This window comes from Paenibacillus pasadenensis, assembly GCF_002864175.1.
Taxonomy (GTDB): domain Bacteria; phylum Bacillota; class Bacilli; order Paenibacillales; family Paenibacillaceae; genus Paenibacillus_O; species Paenibacillus_O pasadenensis.
Genome location: NZ_NFEZ01000004.1, coordinates 2,611,577 through 2,627,671, shown reverse-complemented (window position 1 = coordinate 2,627,671; position 16,095 = coordinate 2,611,577). Strand labels below are relative to the sequence as shown.

General features: G+C 64.7%; 15 protein-coding genes. 2 read left to right on the top strand and 13 right to left on the bottom strand.

Translation table 11 applies throughout. From position 1 onward, the window contains the following. The 6 genes from B8V81_RS20885 to metH all read right to left on the bottom strand — a co-directional run bounded on the left by B8V81_RS20885 (position 1) and on the right by metH (position 9,980). On the bottom strand, positions 1–819 hold the full coding sequence (locus B8V81_RS20885) for an Fpg/Nei family DNA glycosylase (protein ID WP_101809114.1): 819 nt from the start codon (positions 817–819) through the stop codon (positions 1–3). Positions 820–868: 49 nt separating this feature from the next. Next, positions 869–1,717: an HAD-IIA family hydrolase gene (locus B8V81_RS20880; RefSeq protein WP_101809113.1), complete on the bottom strand. Its 849-nt coding sequence runs from the start codon at positions 1,715–1,717 to the stop codon at positions 869–871. Next, complete coding sequence (locus tag B8V81_RS20875; protein WP_101809112.1) at positions 1,714–3,036, bottom strand: ribonuclease H-like domain-containing protein; 1,323 nt, start codon at positions 3,034–3,036, stop codon at positions 1,714–1,716. Before B8V81_RS20875 ends, B8V81_RS20880 begins: the two co-directional genes overlap by 4 nt. Next, on the bottom strand, positions 3,033–5,315 hold the full coding sequence (locus B8V81_RS20870; protein ID WP_028597650.1) for a DEAD/DEAH box helicase: 2,283 nt from the start codon (positions 5,313–5,315) through the stop codon (positions 3,033–3,035). Before B8V81_RS20870 ends, B8V81_RS20875 begins: the two co-directional genes overlap by 4 nt. A 212-nt stretch (positions 5,316–5,527) precedes the next feature. Then, complete coding sequence (gene rnz / locus B8V81_RS20865) at positions 5,528–6,478, bottom strand: ribonuclease Z (protein WP_028597649.1); 951 nt, start codon at positions 6,476–6,478, stop codon at positions 5,528–5,530. A gap of 61 nt (positions 6,479–6,539) precedes the next feature. Further along, positions 6,540–9,980 carry a methionine synthase gene (gene metH / locus B8V81_RS20860; RefSeq protein WP_101809111.1) on the bottom strand — a complete coding sequence of 1,147 codons (3,441 nt, stop codon included), beginning with the start codon at positions 9,978–9,980 and terminating at the stop codon, positions 6,540–6,542. Positions 9,981–10,136: 156 nt separating this feature from the next. On the opposite strand from metH, the gene B8V81_RS20855 reads away from it, so the two are divergent. Then, entirely contained in the window at positions 10,137–10,679 is a 543-nt protein-coding gene (locus B8V81_RS20855) for a 1,2-dihydroxy-3-keto-5-methylthiopentene dioxygenase (protein ID WP_028597647.1), read from the top strand. Between the two features lie 191 nt (positions 10,680–10,870). On the opposite strand, the gene B8V81_RS20850 is transcribed toward B8V81_RS20855, so the two are convergent. From B8V81_RS20850 to B8V81_RS20830, 5 genes are all read right to left on the bottom strand, one after another. After that, complete coding sequence (locus B8V81_RS20850) at positions 10,871–11,656, bottom strand: HAD family hydrolase (RefSeq protein WP_101809110.1); 786 nt, start codon at positions 11,654–11,656, stop codon at positions 10,871–10,873. 39 nt (positions 11,657–11,695) lie between these two features. After that, positions 11,696–12,223 carry a hypothetical protein gene (locus B8V81_RS20845; protein WP_101809109.1) on the bottom strand — a complete coding sequence of 176 codons (528 nt, stop codon included), beginning with the start codon at positions 12,221–12,223 and terminating at the stop codon, positions 11,696–11,698. Positions 12,224–12,287: 64 nt separating this feature from the next. Continuing rightward, on the bottom strand, positions 12,288–13,286 hold the full coding sequence (locus B8V81_RS20840; protein ID WP_101809108.1) for an aldo/keto reductase: 999 nt from the start codon (positions 13,284–13,286) through the stop codon (positions 12,288–12,290). 1 nt (position 13,287) lies between these two features. Next, positions 13,288–13,482 carry a DUF896 domain-containing protein gene (locus B8V81_RS20835; protein ID WP_101809107.1) on the bottom strand — a complete coding sequence of 65 codons (195 nt, stop codon included), beginning with the start codon at positions 13,480–13,482 and terminating at the stop codon, positions 13,288–13,290. Positions 13,483–13,640: 158 nt separating this feature from the next. Beyond that, positions 13,641–14,051 (bottom strand): LysM peptidoglycan-binding domain-containing protein, encoded by a 411-nt coding sequence (locus B8V81_RS20830; RefSeq protein ID WP_180968500.1) that lies wholly within the window; start codon positions 14,049–14,051, stop codon positions 13,641–13,643. A 279-nt stretch (positions 14,052–14,330) separates the two neighbouring features. Between B8V81_RS20830 and lexA the strand changes: the two genes are divergently transcribed. Beyond that, entirely contained in the window at positions 14,331–14,954 is a 624-nt protein-coding gene (gene lexA, locus B8V81_RS20825) for a transcriptional repressor LexA (RefSeq protein WP_028597642.1), read from the top strand. A gap of 162 nt (positions 14,955–15,116) precedes the next feature. Here lexA and B8V81_RS20820 read toward each other — a convergent pair whose 3' ends face one another. Further along, the gene (locus B8V81_RS20820) at positions 15,117–15,695 is read right to left on the bottom strand and encodes a hypothetical protein (RefSeq protein WP_052332980.1); all 579 of its coding nucleotides are present in this window, start codon (positions 15,693–15,695) and stop codon (positions 15,117–15,119) included. Positions 15,696–15,871: 176 nt separating this feature from the next. After that, entirely contained in the window at positions 15,872–16,084 is a 213-nt protein-coding gene (locus B8V81_RS25550; RefSeq protein ID WP_240478946.1) for a DUF6171 family protein, read from the bottom strand. Between the last annotated feature and the right edge of the window lie 11 nt (positions 16,085–16,095).

The window sequence follows — 16,095 nt, the reverse complement described above, 5'->3', positions numbered from 1 at the left end:
TCAATGCTCCTTTTGGCAGCTCGGACAGAAGAACACCTTGCGCGACGACTGCTCCTCCTGCACGATCTTGGTGCCGCAGCGCAGGCAAGGCTCGCCCGGCCGGTCGTACACCTTGCACTGGCTGTTGTAGCCGCCCGTCGTCTCGTCGCCGGCGCGGAACGGATGCTCCATGTAGCCGCCGAGCGTCTTGGCCTCGGTCAGCACGGCCTGCGTCGACGCGTAGAGCCTCGACAGCGTCGCCGGCTCCAGCGAGCCGATGCGCGCGCCCGGCCGCACTTCCGCCTGCCAGGCGATCTCGTCGGCGTAGCAGTTGCCGATGCCGGCCAGCACGCTCTGGTCGACGAGCGCCGACTTGAGCGCGCTTCGCTTTTTGGCGAGCAGCCGCTGCGCGAACCGCTCCTCCGTCAGCTTCGGATCGAGCGGCTCCGGACCGAGCTCGGCGAGCCTCGCCTCCGCCTCGCGCGCGCTCAGCAGATGCAGATAGCCGAGCCGCAGCCCGATGAAGTACAGATTGCCGCGCTCGAAGCCGAGCCGCACCTGCACCGTCCGGTCCGGCTTTTCCTCCTCCGAGCCGTAGAACATCCAGCCGCCCAGCATCAGATGCGCGAGCAGGCGCTCGCCGCTGTCCAGATGCAGCAGCAGATGCTTGCCCCGGCGCTCGACGAACCAGACCGCGCGTCCTTGCACGCGGCGGATGAACTCATCGGCGGGAACATTCAGCGATTTTTCGCGGCCGACCTCGGCGGAGACGATCTTCTGCCCCGCCAAGGCGTCCGACAGCAGCACGCGGTATCGATCCATCTCGGGATATTCCGGCATGGTTGGCTTCGCATCCTTCCTCATGGTGTAGGGACTTCGCGTCCCGTTCTTATGTCCCGTTCCCGCGCGTTATATACGCGGACAGCTCGGCGAGCCCCTCGCAGGAGGCGAACGGCTGGACGCCCGCCGCCTCGGCGTAGCGCGCATAGCTCTCGGCATCCGTAAGCCCCGTCAGGACGAGGATCGTCCGGCAGCCCGAGCTTTCGCCCGAAGCGATGTCGGTCGCAACATTGTCGCCGACGACCCACACTTCGTCCGCGGGCCGTCCGAGCCGCTCCAGCGCGTAGTCCATCAGCACCGGAGACGGCTTGCCGATCAGCACCGGCTCCACGCCGGACGCGGCGCGCAGCATCGCGCCGATCGAGCCCGCCCCGGGAAACAGGCCGCCCTTGGAGGGCAGCAGCAGGTCGGGATTGGTCATGATATAGCCTGCCCCGCCGAGCAGCTCGCGCACGGCGGCAGCCGCCTTGCCGTATGTAAAGTCGCGGTCGATGCCCTGCACGACCACGTCCGCGCCCTCGTCCGCGAGCGTCAGTCCGGCCGCCAGCAGCGCCTCGGACAAGCCGCTCTCGCCGATTAGGAACACGCGGCCGCCCGGATACAGCTCCGCCGCATGCGCGGCCGCCGCCTGGGCGGAGGTGCACACCTCGTCCGCCTCGGCGGGAATGCCCATCCGGCGCAGCCGCTCGGCTACGTCCTCGGGGCTGGCCGAGGAATTGTTCGTCACGTACAAATAAGGAATGCTCGCGGCGCGGAGCGATCCGATCAGCTCCGGCGCCCCTTCGATCGCCTCGTCTCCGCGGTAGATCGTGCCGTCCAGATCCAGCAACAAGCCGGATATCGGCCGGTCCGGCCGGCGCAGTCCGGGAAGCTCCAGCTTCGCCGTCTCGTTCGTCATGCTTCCGCCCCCCTGTCTGATGCCGCCCCCGCCTTGCGGAGCAGGCGGTCCCGGCGCTTGCGCAGCTCCTCGAGCTCCGCTCGGCGCCGGGAATCGCGCCTCTGGAGCGGATGCGCGGAGGCGAGGCCGAGCGCCTCCTCCGCCAGCAGCAGCGCAGCCAGGCTGTCCTTGGCCTTGTGCTCGTAGTACATGGCCAGCTCGACATGCGGGCGCCAGTCGGGGACGGCTCTCGCCGCGCCCCCGGCCGCGGCTCGTTGCCACAATACCACAGCGCGTTCCCAATTGCCAGCCTTCTTGTCCCTCATCGCGAGCCCGTGCAGGACGTCCGGGGAGGCGCCGAGGCGGGCGAGCCGCCCGTACAGCCGCTCCGCCTCCTCGGCCTCGCCCATCCGCTCCAGCCAAAGGCCGGTCCGCAGCAGCTCCTCGCCGGCGTCCGGCATCGGAAAAGCCGCTCCGGCCTCGCCGGCGAGCAGCCGGCCGAAGCGGATGCCGAGGCAGGCCAGCGTCACCATGTCCTGCTCGTTGTGGCGGAACACGCCTTCGAGCACGGAGGGGTCTTCTTCCGCCAAATAGCGGAAGTACAGCGTCGGAGCCATCGAGCCCGGCACGTCGTCCTCGCGGAAGATGCCGAGCCGCTCCTCCTCCACATGGCTCAGCCGGCAGGAGGCGAGGGTGTTTTTCCAGATGCTGCGCGACGGATGGAGGAAGTCGAGATGCAGCAGCTCCGGCAGCGAGCGGCCGAGGCCGTTCAAAATGAGGCGCGTCTGCACGAGCGGCCAGTCGAACGAGCGGCCGTTGTACGTGGCGAGCCAGCGGAAGCGCGGCAGCAGCGCCTCCAGCTCGGCGAGCATCGCCCGCTCCTCCGCCGGATGGCGGATCAGGAATTGCCGCACGACATAACGGTCCGCCTCGAAGTAGCCGAGCCCCGTCATGAACGGCACGTTGCCGGTCCCGCCGCCGAGCCCGGTCGTCTCGAGGTCGAGGAACAGCACGTCGCCCGGCAGCGGCGCCGCCCCCGCCTCCGGATGAAAAGCGGCCAGCCGGGCGCAGGCATCGGTCCACTCCTGCAGCCGGTGATGGCCGCTGCGATGCGTCAGCGGCAGCCGCAGCCGGCGCTCGAGGCATTCGCCGAATTCATTGACATGCAGCCGCACGCCGAGCTCCGCCCAGCCCGGGCCCGCATCGCCTTCTTCGCAGCGGTGGGCAGCGGCCAGGCACTCCGCCGCCGCTTCCTGCTCCGACCGGTCGGGCGATGCTTCCTGCTCCTCCGCCGGCTTGACGCCGCGCAGCCGGTTCATCCGATCCCGCAGCGAGCTCATGGGCGCACCGCCTGTCCGATGAGCTGCAGCGCCTGCCGCTTGCCAAGCAGCCCGACCTCCTCGATCGGCCCGACGCAGGCCGGACAGCCGCTCAGGCAGCCGCATGAGGCGATCAATCCGCTGGCGCGGGCCAGCAGCTCGTCATGCACCGCGTACAGCCGCTCCGCGAGGCCGATGCCGCCCGGATAGCGGTCGTAGAAATAAATCGTCGGCAGCTGCGTATGCACCGCCTTGACCTGCGGCACGACGCGGATGTCGAGCGGATCGCACATCAGATAGAGCGGGGCGATATGCACGAGCACGTTCGCCAGGCCGAGCAGCGCGAACTGCATGTCGTTCGCGTTCATCCCTTCGGCCGCCTCCGGGCTGAAGCTGAACCAGTAGGCGCTCGTGTGCAGCTCCTCCTCGGGCAGATGGATCGGACCGGAGCCGATGTTCTCGTGCGTCCGCAGCCGGATCTTCTTGAAGATCGTCGGCTTGGCGTTGACCGTCACCTCTCCGTACTGCAGCCGCAGCCGGCCGCTCGTCCGCTCCTTGTCCGCATGGAGCACCTTGAGCTCCACCGCGAGGCTCGCATCCGTATAGTAGTCGACGTCGACGCGGCGCACATAGGCTTTCTTTTCCGGAAAGTCGAGCTTCTCCACCTGGTACTGCACGCCCTCGTGGATGTAGATCGCCTCCTCGTGCACGAGCGTCGGCGCGCTGAAGCGGTCGACCTCGCCGAGCACGCGGCTGCCCTCGCTGAGGTCGATGATGACGACGTTCTCCTGCGCGGCGGAGCGCAGCGAGATGCCGTGCGCGGGAAAGCTCTGCTCCATCCAATACCAGCGGTCCTTGACGTGATGCAGCACCTTTTCCTCCGTGAGGAACTCGAGCATGTCCTCGAGCCGCTCGCCGCCGAACGTGTCGCCCGCGCGGAACGGGAGCTCGTAGGCGGCGCATTTGACATGGTCGATGAGGATGAGCAGGTTGTCGGGATGGATGAGCGCGCGCTCCGGCGGAGCGCTGAAGAAGAAGTCCGGATGCTGGACCATGTACTGGTCGAGCGGATTGCTGCTGGCGACGAGGAACGTCACCGAGCTCGTCTGCCTGCGCCCGGCGCGCCCCGACTGCTGCCAGGTGCTCGCCACCGTGCCGGGATAGCCGTTCATGACGCAAGCCTGCAGCTGGCCGATGTCGATGCCGAGCTCCAGCGCGTTCGTGCTGACGACGCCGCGGATCTCACCCGTGCGCAGCCCCTTTTCGATCTCGCGCCGCAGCTTGGGCAGATAGCCGCCGCGGTAGCCGCGGATCGTCCGGTCGTCCAGCTTGCCGCGCACCGCGTCCTGCAAATACGTCAGCAGCAGCTCGACCCGCACGCGGCTGCGCGCGAACACGATCGTCTGCACGCCCTGCTGGAGCAGGCGCGCCGCCAGCTTGCGCGTCTCGAGCACGCTGCTGCGACGGATGCCGAGCTGCTGGTTGACGACCGGCGGGTTGTAGAAGATGAAATGCTTCTCTCCCATCGGCGCGCCGTTGTCGTCGACGAGCGCGACCGGACAGCCGAGCAGCCGCTCGGCATGCTCCTGCGGATTGTCGATCGTCGCCGAGGCGCAGATGAACTGCGGCTCCGAGCCGTAGAAGCGGCAGATGCGGAGCAGCCGGCGGATGACGTTGGCGACATGGCTGCCGAACACGCCGCGGTAGGCGTGCAGCTCGTCGATGACGATGTAGCGGATGTTCTCGAACAGCTTGACCCACTTCGTATGATGCGGCAGGATCGCCGAATGCAGCATGTCGGGATTCGTCACGACGATATGGCCGGCATTGCGGATCGCCTGGCGCACCTGCGGCGGCGTGTCCCCGTCATACGTATGCGTCTTGAGCTCGACCTCCATCCGGTCGGCGAGCTGCTGCAGCTCCGCCACCTGATCCTGCGCCAGCGCTTTTGTCGGGAACAAGTAGAGCGCCCGTCCCGCATCGTCCTCGAGCAGCGACTGCAGCACCGGCAGGTTGTAGCACATCGTCTTGCCGGAGGCCGTCGGCGTCACGGCGACGACATGCCTGCCCGCGCGCACATGCCGGTAAGCGTCATGCTGATGGGTGAACAGCGCTTCGATGCCCTTGCACCGCAGCGCCTCGGCGAGCTTCGGATGCAGCTCGTCCGGGAACGGACGCGTCCGCGCCTCGCGCGCCGGAATCGTCTGCCAATGGGTCACATGCTCCATGATTTCGGGGTCATCCCGAAGCTCCAGCAGCCAGTCGTCCAGGCTGTCCGCTCTTCCCGTCCATCGGTTCATGGTCTTCCCTCCGCTCTTTGCTTCAAGTCTTTCTATTGTACAGAATGCATGTTCGGCCCGCAATCCTTTCCTCGGCATCGAATTAATCCCATCCAATTTTAACGAGGTTAATGATTAACGGGGTTCGAACGGAGGAAAGGCAAAAAAATCGGCTCCCCGAAGGAAGCCGACATCAATCGCTTCAAGCTGCGCCGCAAGGCCGGAAGGCTCGCTCAGCAGGTCCCGTCCGTCTCCGGCTCCCCGGGCCTCGGCACTTCGATCGCAAGCAGATCCGCTCCCGCATAGCTTTCCGGGAACAGCGTCCGCGCCTCGGCGACGAGGCCGTCCATGTCCTCGTCGCGGTAGCGGCTGCTGAAATGCGTCATGTACAGCCGCTTCGCCCCGGCCTGCCGCGCCGCCTCCGCCGCCTGCAGCGTCGTCGAATGCCCGTAGGCGGCGGCTTTCTCGGCCATGTCGCCCTGGAACGTCGCCTCGTGCACGAGCAGGTCGGCGTTCGCCGCGAGCCGCGCGATGTTATCGCAGGGCACCGTGTCGCCGAGGATCGTGATGACCCGGCCTTTGCGGTCGGGAGCCGTCACGTCCGAGCTGCGCACGGTCCGCCCGTCCGGCAGGCGAACGTCGCGGCCGTTTTTGAGCTGGCCGAGCAGCGGGCCGAACGGGACGCCGAGCGCGCGCGCCTTCTCGGCGTCCAGCGCTCCCGGGCGGTCTTTTTCCGTAAGGCGGTAGCCCCAGCAAGGAACCCGATGCTGCAGCGGATACGCCTCTACCGTGTAATCGTCCTCTTCATAAACGACGCCTTCGACCAGCTCGGTTACGATCAGCTCGTACTCCAGATGCGAGTAGGTCGCGCTGAAGACGGCCTCGAGATAGGCTTTGAGCCCCGTCGGCCCGAACAGGCGCAGCGGCCCGGCCCCGGGATGGTAGGAGCGGCTGCTCAGCAGGCCGGGCAAGCCGTTTACATGATCGCCGTGCAGATGCGTGATGAACACGGCTTCGATCCGGCTGATCTTGATCGGCGTGTTCATGAGCTGATGCTGCGTCGCCTCCCCGCAATCAAACAGCCATGCCGAGCAGCGAGGCGGAGGCAGCGTCAGCGCCATGGCGGTGACGTTGCGCTGCCGCGACGGCCTTCCCGCCCCCGTGCCTAGAAACGTCAGCTCCATCGCTCCCCCCTCCTTTCCTTCCCTCCGGATGCGTCCGCAAGCGGCTCGCCTTGGTTTCGGCTCAAGCTTTGTCTACGTTGAAGTACTGCGCTTCCGGATGCGCGAACACCATGGCGGAAACCGAAGCCTCCGGCTCCATCATGAAGCCCTCGGTCAGCTCGACGCCGATGTCCTCCGGATGCATCAGCTCGAACAGCGGCCCCTGATCCTCGAGATTCGGACAAGCCGGATAGCCGAACGACACGCGGATGCCCTGGTAGCGCGCTCCATGCCGCTGCTTCATCGTCATCTCCGGCGAATCGGGGTAGCCCCAGACGTCGCGCATCATATGATGGACGCGTTCGGCGAGTCCCTCGGCCACCTCGAGCGCCACCGCTTGCAGCGCATGGGAGCGCAGGTAGTCGCCCTTGTCCTTCCACTCGCCCGCCAAATCCCGCACACCCGCTCCCGCCGTCACGACGAGGAAGCCGACGTAGTCCATCTCGCCGCTCTCGACGCTGCGCAAATAGTCGGCGAGGCAAAGATGAGGCTCCACCTGCTGGCGCGGGAAGCTGAAGCGCTTCAGCACCGTCGCTTGGTCCTGAGGATCATAAACGACGATATCGTTTCCGTCCGATTGCGCCGGGAAGAACCGGTACATGCCATGCGCCTGGATGATGCCGTCCCGCGCCGCTTCGGCGAGAATGCCGTCGACGGTCTCCTTGAGCGCGACGACCTTTTCGTCCCGCTGCGCGAGCAGCTCCTCGACCTTGCCGCGCACGCCGAGATGGTGGCCGAGCAGCATCTGCATGTTCACATACGGCACGATTTGCGGAATCGGCACGCTGCGGAGGATATGGCGCTCCAGATCCGGAGGCACGAATACCGGCGCGTCCTGCGAAATTTTGCTGCGGACCGCGCGCGTCAGTTGCGGCAGTTGCGGCTTTTCCTCGACGGCGACCGCTCCGGACGCCTTCTGCTCCGCATGCTCGGCTTCGAGCGCCGCGCGGTGCTCCTTGTTCATCAGCTTGTTGGCGATGTCGAGGCCGTCCATCGCATCCTTGGCATACAGGACGAGGCCGTCGTACTCCGGTCCGATCCGGGTTTTCGTGAACTTGCGGGTCAGCGCCGCGCCGCCGACAAGGATCGGCACGTCGATCTCCGCGTTCCGGAGATCCTGCGCGGTGACGACCATCTGCTGAGCCGACTTGACGAGCAGGCCGGAGAGGCCGATCGCATCGGCCTTTTCCCGGCGCTGCGCTTCGATCAGCTGCTCCGGCGGCACCTTGATGCCCAGGTTTACGATATGATACCCGTTATTGGCAAGAATAATCTCGACGAGGTTCTTGCCGATGTCGTGCACGTCGCCCTTGACGGTCGCCAGGATGATCTTGCCCTTGACCGACGACTCGTTCTTCTCCATGAACGGCTCCAGATGGGCGACCGACGCCTTCATCACCTCCGCGCTCTGCAGCACCTCGGCTACGATCAGCTCGTTGTTGTTGAACAGCCGGCCGACCTCGTCCATGCCCTTCATGAGCGGACCGTTGATGATCTCGAGCGGAGCCTGCGCGAGCAGCGCTTCGTCGAGGTCGGCGAACAGCCCTTCCTTCGTCCCCTCCACCACATAGGACGCGAGGCGCTCGTCGAGCGGCAGGCTCGATTTCTTCTCCTTCCGCTCGACCTTCTTCTCGCGGAAGGCGGCGACGAAGGCGGCGAGCGTCTCGTCGTTCGTCCGGTAGATGAGATCCTCCGCCAGCTTGCGCTCATGCTCGGGGATCGAAGCGTAGCGCTCAAGCTTCTCCGTGTTGACGATCGCGTAGTCGAGGCCCGCCTTGGTGCATTCGTATAGGTAGACGGAGTTCAGCACCTCGCGGCCGGCCTCCGGCAAGCCGAAGCTGATGTTGCTGATGCCGAGGATCGTATGGCAGCGCGGCATCGCCTGCTTGATGAGCCGGATGCCCTCGACGGTCTCCTCGGCGGAGCCGATGTACTGCTCGTCGCCGGTGCCGACGGGGAACATGAGCGGATCGAAAATGATGTCCTCCGGCTGCAGCCCGTACTTGCCGACGAGCAGGTCGTAGGAGCGCTGCGCGACCGCCAGCTTGTCCTCCCGCTTGATCGCCTGGCCGCGCTCGTCAATCGTGCCGACGACGACGGCGCCGCCGTACTTGTGCAGGATCGGCACGACCGCCTCGAACTTCTCTTCCCCGTCCTCCAGGTTGATCGAGTTGATGATCGCCTTGCCCTGCGAGTACTTGAGCGACAGCTCGATGACGGCAGGATCGGTCGTGTCGATGACGAGCGGCGCCTTGACGAGCTTGACGACGATTTCCAGGAAGCGCCGCATGTCCTCGCTTTCGTCGCGATCCGGGTCCTGCAGGCAGACGTCGATGACATGCGCGCCTTTCTTGACCTGGGCGCGGGCGATTTCCGCCGCCTCCTCGTACTTGCCCTCGACGATCAGCCGCTTGAACTTGCGGGAGCCGAGCACGTTCGTGCGCTCGCCGACCATGTAGGGCCGGTTGTCCGGCTCGATGTAGACCGTCTCGATGCCGGACACGGCCGGGGCGTGCGAGCCTTTGCGCTGCCGGGGGGCGTAGCCGGCCATCGTCTCCGCCAGCGCGCGGATATGGGCCGGCGTCGTGCCGCAGCAGCCGCCGGCGATGTTGAGCCAGCCGCGCTCGGCGAAGGCGCCCATCTTAAGCGCGAGCGACTGCGGCGATTCATGGTACTGGCCGTTCTCGTCCGGCAGGCCGGCGTTCGGATAGCAGCTGATCGCCGCATGGGCGATGTCGCTCAGCGTACGGATATGGTCGCGCATGAACTCCGGTCCCGTCGCGCAGTTGAGGCCGATCGAGATCGGCTCCAGATGCTCCAGCGAGATGTAGAACGACTCGATGTTCTGACCGGCCAGCGTCGTGCCCATCGGCTCGATCGTGCCCGAGATCATGAGCGGCAGCTTCACGCCCGCCAGCTCGTACGCTTCGCGGATGGCGATGCTGCCGGCCTTGACGTTGAGCGTATCCTGGCTCGTCTCCAGCAGCATCGCGTCGACGCCGCCTTCGATCAGCGCGAGCGCCTGCTCGCGGTAGCTCTCGACGAGGCCGTCGAAGGTGACGCCGCCGGTCACCGACAGCGTTTTCGTCGTCGGCCCGATCGCGCCGACGACGAAGCGGGGATGCTCCGGCGTGCTGAAGCGATCCGCCGCCTGGCGGGCGATCCGGGCGGCGGCCAGATTGATCTCGCGCGCCTTTTCGGGAATGTCGTACTCGGCCAGCACGATGCTGGCTCCGCCGAACGTGTTCGTCTCGATCAGATCCGCGCCCGCCTCGAGGTACTGCTCATGGATGGATCGGATGACGTCCGGACGCGTCAGCACGAGCATCTCGTTGCAGCCGTCGAGCTCCTCGCCGCCAAAATCCTCGGGACGGAGGTCCGCCTGCTGGATCATCGTGCCCATCGCTCCGTCCATGATCAGGATGCGCTTTTCCAGCATTTCATGCAAAGTCGGCTTCGACAATTCTCTACACCCTTCCCCCCAAAAATCATTACCGTTTAGTGTAGCAGAAGAAGAGCCGAGTGAAAAGAACTCTCATCGACAAGCTGTGCAAGTTGATTTATAATAGAGGGTATAAGCTTATCCAATACATGCCCATAGGAAAAGAGGGAATTAGCCATGGCTGAAATTCGCATCCGCAATACGGACGAGCGCATCTCCGGCGAGGAGCAGGTCAAAGCATTTTTGGATTCGCAGGAAGTGCTGTACGAGCATTGGAATCCGGACAAGCTGGACGAATCGCTGCGCGAGAAGTTCGTCCTGACCGATGAGGAGAAAGCCCGCATCCTCGAGACGTACGATGCCGAGATCCGCGATCTGGCAAGCCGCCGCGGCTATCAGATCTGGGACATCATCACGCTGTCCGAGGCGACGCCGAACATCGAGGAGCTGCTCGCCAAGTTCGAGAACGTCCATACGCATACCGAGGACGAGATCCGCGCCATTACGGCCGGACGCGGCATCTTCATCATCAAGGGCACGGACGATGTCGGCTACTTCGACGTCGAGCTCGAGGCGGGCGATGTCATCTCCGTACCGGAGAACAAGCCCCATTTCTTCACGCTGATGGACAACCGCAAGATCGTCGCCGTGCGCCTGTTCATCGAGAAGGACGGCTGGATCGCGCATGACTACTCCGATCCGGAGTTTCAAAAGGCCTGATTCCATTCCTGCGGCACAACGATGAAAAAGCGCCTGCTCCCTTGCGGAGCAGGCGCTTTTGCTGTGCGATGGAATCGGGCGGCTCGGAGGGCCGCCCGCCGCGGCCGCATGAGTCCCGCCGGCCCATGCGGCCCATTGGACTCGTGCGGTCGAACGGCATTGCGGACCCGCAGGTCCGCATGGCACTTCCCTCAGCCGAGCAGCTGAAGCAGCTGGTCGAGCCGCGAGATCTCATGCTGCGGCACGATTTCGTCCGAGCGCGTCTTGCCGTCGCGATTGACCCAGATGCTCGTCATACCGATCGTATTGGCGCCGAGGATATCCGTCGTCAGCTTGTCGCCGACCATGACCGCATCCTCGGGCTGCACGCCGATGAGCTCCAGCGCATGGCGGAACAGGCTGGCGTCCGGCTTGCCGATGCCATAGTTGCCGCTGATGACGATCTCGTCGAAATAAGGAGTCAGCTCCGGCACGCCGAGCAGCTTCTCCTCCTGCAGATCCGGCGTGCCATTCGTCAGCAGCAGCAGCTTGTACTTGCCTTTGAGCGCGTCCAGCACCTCGAACGTCTCCTCATACACGATCGGGCGCTTGCGCCGCTCCTCGGGGAACTTCTCCGCCAGCTCGGCTCCGAGCTCCGGATCGTCCACGCCGAGCGCGGCCAGACCGCGCGTCCACGATTCCCGACGGTAGCTCGGCGCGAGCTGCTCCAGCTTGCGGAACGACTCATGCTCGCCGCCGCTGAAGCGCGCCCAGAGCCCCTCGAACGGGTTGATGCCGATGCTTTTGGTAAACTCAAACGTCTCAAAGGAGCTGTACAGCTCCCGCGCCGCCTCGCGAACCGCCCGCTCCAGGCTGGCGGGATCGACTCCCCGCTTCGCCTCGGCGAGCTCGCATGTGGCGCGGAAGGCCTCCTCCACGCTGCGCTCGTCCCAGAGCAGCGTATCGTCCAAATCGAATAGAACCGCTTGTTTCGCCATGTTCCCGTCTCCCCCCGGCACTCGTCCGAATTGTCTAGGCTAGCTTTTTTGGAAAGGAATGCCGTGCGCCGCAGCCAGCTTCTCCAGCCGTTCGCCCATCTGCTCGACCGGATAGCGGTTCATCAAGCGCGAGAACACCCAGTTGCCGCCTTTGGCCGGCTGGATGACGACATATCCCTTTTGCACCATGATGCTTTTGATCTCATCCTTGCCAAGACGCTTGTCCCCCATCATGCGGCGAGTCTGCACATGATCCGCTCCGACCTGCAGGTACGGGCGCCGCACGAAGAACATCAGCGCGAGGAACGCGTATGCGGCGACGACAAACCAGTTCATCGTCTGGCTCGTGCCGTCTCCCTGATCCTGCATCGGCATCAGCAGCGTATAGGCGCCGACGAACAGCAGCAGCAGGATCGGCGAGATGAAGTTGCGGCCCTTGAAGCGCGTCGTCGCGCTCGAGCTGGCGGCAGAGCTTTTCGCCGCGATCGGATCGATGCCTCTTTTTTTCAAATTCTTGTTGAGCTGCGCCGAATTCCGGCGCACCTTGCGTTCCCAGGAGCGTGACAAATCGGATGACCTCCATCTAGAATTCTTTTCTACTCGTTGAAGAGGGCCGCGCGCGGCCCGCTCGTCATTCGGCCGGGATCAGGCCGCGTTCGAACTTGCGGATGAAGCGCGTCGGATAATCGTCCGGCAGGCGGCTCGCCTCGTCCAGCTCCGACCAGGCGTCCGGCGGCAGCGTCCAGCCCGCGGCGCCCATGTTGTCGCGGAACTGCTCCAGCGTGCTGGCGCCGAAGATCGGCGAGACGACGCCGGGCGCCTGGATAAGCCAGCGCAGCGCCGTCTGGGCCGGGGTCCGCCCCGCCGCCTCGGCGATCTCCTGAAGCTTGTCCAGGATGGCGAAGTTGCGGTCGGTCGCCCGCAGCTCCCATGCGCTCTCTCCCGACGGACGAGACAGCCGGCCTTCCGCCGGCTTATCCTTGCCGTAGCGGCCGGTCAGGAAGCCCCCTGCAAGCGGCGCCCACGGAATGATGCCGACATTCTCCTCCAGGCTGAGCGACACCAGCTCGCGCTCGATGTCCCGGCAGGCGAGGCTGTATTGAGGCTGCACGCTTACGAAGCGCGACCATCCCCTCGCATCGCTGATGGAGAGCGCCTTCATCATCTGCCAGGCGAGATAGTTGGAGCAGCCGATGTAGCGCACCTTGCCGGCGGCCACGAGATCGTCGAGCGCGCGCAGCGTCTCGTCGAGCGGAGTGAGGCGGTCCCACACATGCACCTGATAAAGATCGATATAGTCCGTGCCGAGCCGCTTCAAGCTTGCCTCTACGTTCTGCACGATATGCTTGCGGGACAAGCCGACGCCGTTGACATGGGGCTCGGTGCGCATCCGCACCTTCGTCGCGAGCACGATCTCGTCCCGATACGGCTTGATCGCGCGTCCGACGATCTCCTCCGAGCGGCCCTGCACATATACGTTCGCGGTATCGAGGAAGTTCCCGCCCTGCTCGCGGAATTCCTCGATCATGCGCGCGCTGTCGGATTCCGACGCGGTATGGCCGAACGTCATCGTCCCGAGGCACAGCTCCGAGACGACGAGGCCGCTGCGGCCAAGAAGACGGTATTCCATGCTATTCCTCCTTCTCCCTTTCCGGTCCGTCCGTCCATTCGATGCTGTCCAGCTGCTGCCTGAAATTGCGCTTGAAATTGTCCAGGTATTCCTTGCGCAGGCGGGTGCGCTCTATGACTTCATCGGGCGTGAGTCCGATCGTCTTATCCTTGCGGGACAGCTCGTTGATCCGGTTGATCAGCGCATTGATATCCACTTCCGATTCCTCCCCCCTCGACCGAAAAATGCTTTTCCTTCTCACTTTGAACGATGAGGGAAGACATGTCAAGAAAGCAGCCCGGCCCTCAGGCGGAGGCCGGAGGGCTGAATGGGGAGTCTCTCATTATGGGGGGAGGCCGCAGCATAGGCTGAAGGTCAGCGGGTAGCCGGAATGATGAGCGTGTCGCCTGGCTCGATCGACGGGGAAGCGAGGCCGTTGCGCTTCTGTAGGCGGTAGACGCCCTCCCGGGTATCGGCGGCGATGGCATGAGCGGAGGCGATCGACCAGAGCGTATCGCCGGCGGTCACGACTACGGTTCCTTCGTCCGGTCCTGCCGGAGCGATCTCGGCTCCCTCGGCTCCGCCGACGCCCCAGAGGCTGACGAGAAGCAGGACAAGCAGCAGCGCCGAGACCGTCCACGGCAGCAGGCGGCGGACCGTCCATGAGGAAGCCGGCCGGAACGAAGCCCGCTCGCGGCTCGCGGCGGCACGCCGCGGCCCGGCGCCGGCACGGGCAGAGGATGCGCGGCGGAGCTGGCTCGCGGCGCGGTCCATTTCGGAGGTCATGGGCGAGAGCCCGCCGTCGCACGGCGAAGATGCGGCTTGTTTTGGACTGCTGTATCCCGATAATGTCAACATGAGATCCACTCCCCAAACATTTGTTCTGGCTTCAGATTAGCACGAACGCTTGTTTCCGTCAACGGCATTTTGGAACATTTGTTCCCTTTCCTGCGATCGATCGGGCGAACAGCTGTTTCTCGAACTTATGTTTGTACGAACTCGGGTTCTGTGGTATACTTTTGAAAACGCGTATGGTCTACTATACCTATTCTTGGAGTGAGTGCGATGTCTAAAGTGTCCAACCGCCAGCAGGCGATTCTCGACTTCATCAAAAACGAAGTCCGCGACAAGGGATACCCGCCTTCGGTCCGCGAGATCGGCGAAGCGGTAGGGCTGGCATCCAGCTCGACCGTCCACGGCCATCTCGACCGCCTGGAGAAGAAAGGCCTGATCCGCCGCGACCCGACCAAGCCGCGCGCGATCGAGATCCTTGACGGCGATTCCCCGACGGAGCTGCCCTTCCCGACCGCGGTCAGCAAGATTCCGGTCGTCGGCAAGGTCACGGCCGGCATGCCGATCACCGCTACGGAGAACATCGAGGAGTACTTCCCCCTCCCGGCCCATTTCGTCGGCGACCATGACGTGTTCATGCTCAGCGTCATCGGCGACAGCATGATCGAGGCCGGCATACATAGCGGCGATTACGTCATCGTCCGCCAGCAGTCCTCCGCGACCAACGGCGACATCGTCGTCGCGATGACGGAGGATGACGAGGCCACCGTCAAGACCTTCTACAAAGAGAAGGACCACATCCGCCTGCAGCCCGAAAATGCCTCGATGGAGCCGATCCGGCTCAAAAATGTCAGCATCCTCGGCAAGGTGATCGGATTGTTCCGCGACATCCACTGAGCTTGTCCGCCCTTTTCCGGCCGCTCGTCCCGAGAGGCCTGACGGCGCCGAGTTTCCTTCATTACCCAGCCGCTTCCGCCCTTATTCAACGAAGCGCGCACTCCGACAGAGTGCGCGCTTTTTTGTCAAAGGTTCTCGTTTTTCGCGATGCCGAGGCGGCGTTCAACGAAGCTTCTCCTGGAAAAATTCATTCACATAGACGAGGCGGCTTCCCGGCAGCTTGAAGCTCATATAAAAGCCCGCGCTCTCGATATGGATGCCGGCAAGATAGCGGCTTCGGGCATAAGGCAGCACGAGGCGCTTCAGCCTCCCCTCGTCGCTGCGGCTGACCGCCAGCGCGACCAGCCGCGCATAGGCCGGATTCGACGACAGCCTCCGATAAAGCGGCAGGATCGCACGGCTGATGAGCCGCAGCGCTTCCGGCTGAAAGGTGAACTGCGCCATGCCGGGCACGATCGTCGTCGCGTTGGTATAATGCCCGAACGGCTCCGCGACCCGCACATCCGCGAAAAAGCCGATGCCGTTCGTGCTGAACGATTGGATGTCCCGGCGCGGCACGAACCGGCCGAGCAGCTTCAGCAGCGTGTCGAGATCCGCCTCGCGCACCGCTTCGCACCAGCGTTCGGCGAACTTCCTGCTGCGCAGGAACTCCCGGTACAGCGGCAGCATGACGCCGGCCGTTCGGGATAGCGCCGATGGCGGCAGCGGTCCGGGCGGGACCCGCCTGCGGGACGAGCTCATGCATGTCACTCCCTTCCGTTGCCGATTCTCTCGGACTCAGCATATGCGGACGTCGAGAGCGATAGACCGGAAGGACGGCAGCAAAAAAAACGGCTCCGCAGCCGAACCGGCGATCCTGCCCGATCGCCCGGTCCAAGCTGCCGGAGCCGTTCCTCCCGTCTAACTGCCCGTCGCCGCTATGGCTCGCTCGCCCAGCGCCGCTGCCCCGGCAAAGGACATTCGCGCGCTCGCAGCCAGGCGACAACGGGCATGATGCAGCCGCAGGCCCGGCAAGTGACTCCATCCTCCAGCTTCGCGCACGATCGGCAGGCCTCGAGGCGGCGCTCATAGGTCGCCGCCTCGACCCGCTTGTCCGGGGCGAATGCCGACGTCGCAAGCAGCCTCTGCATCTGCGCCTCGG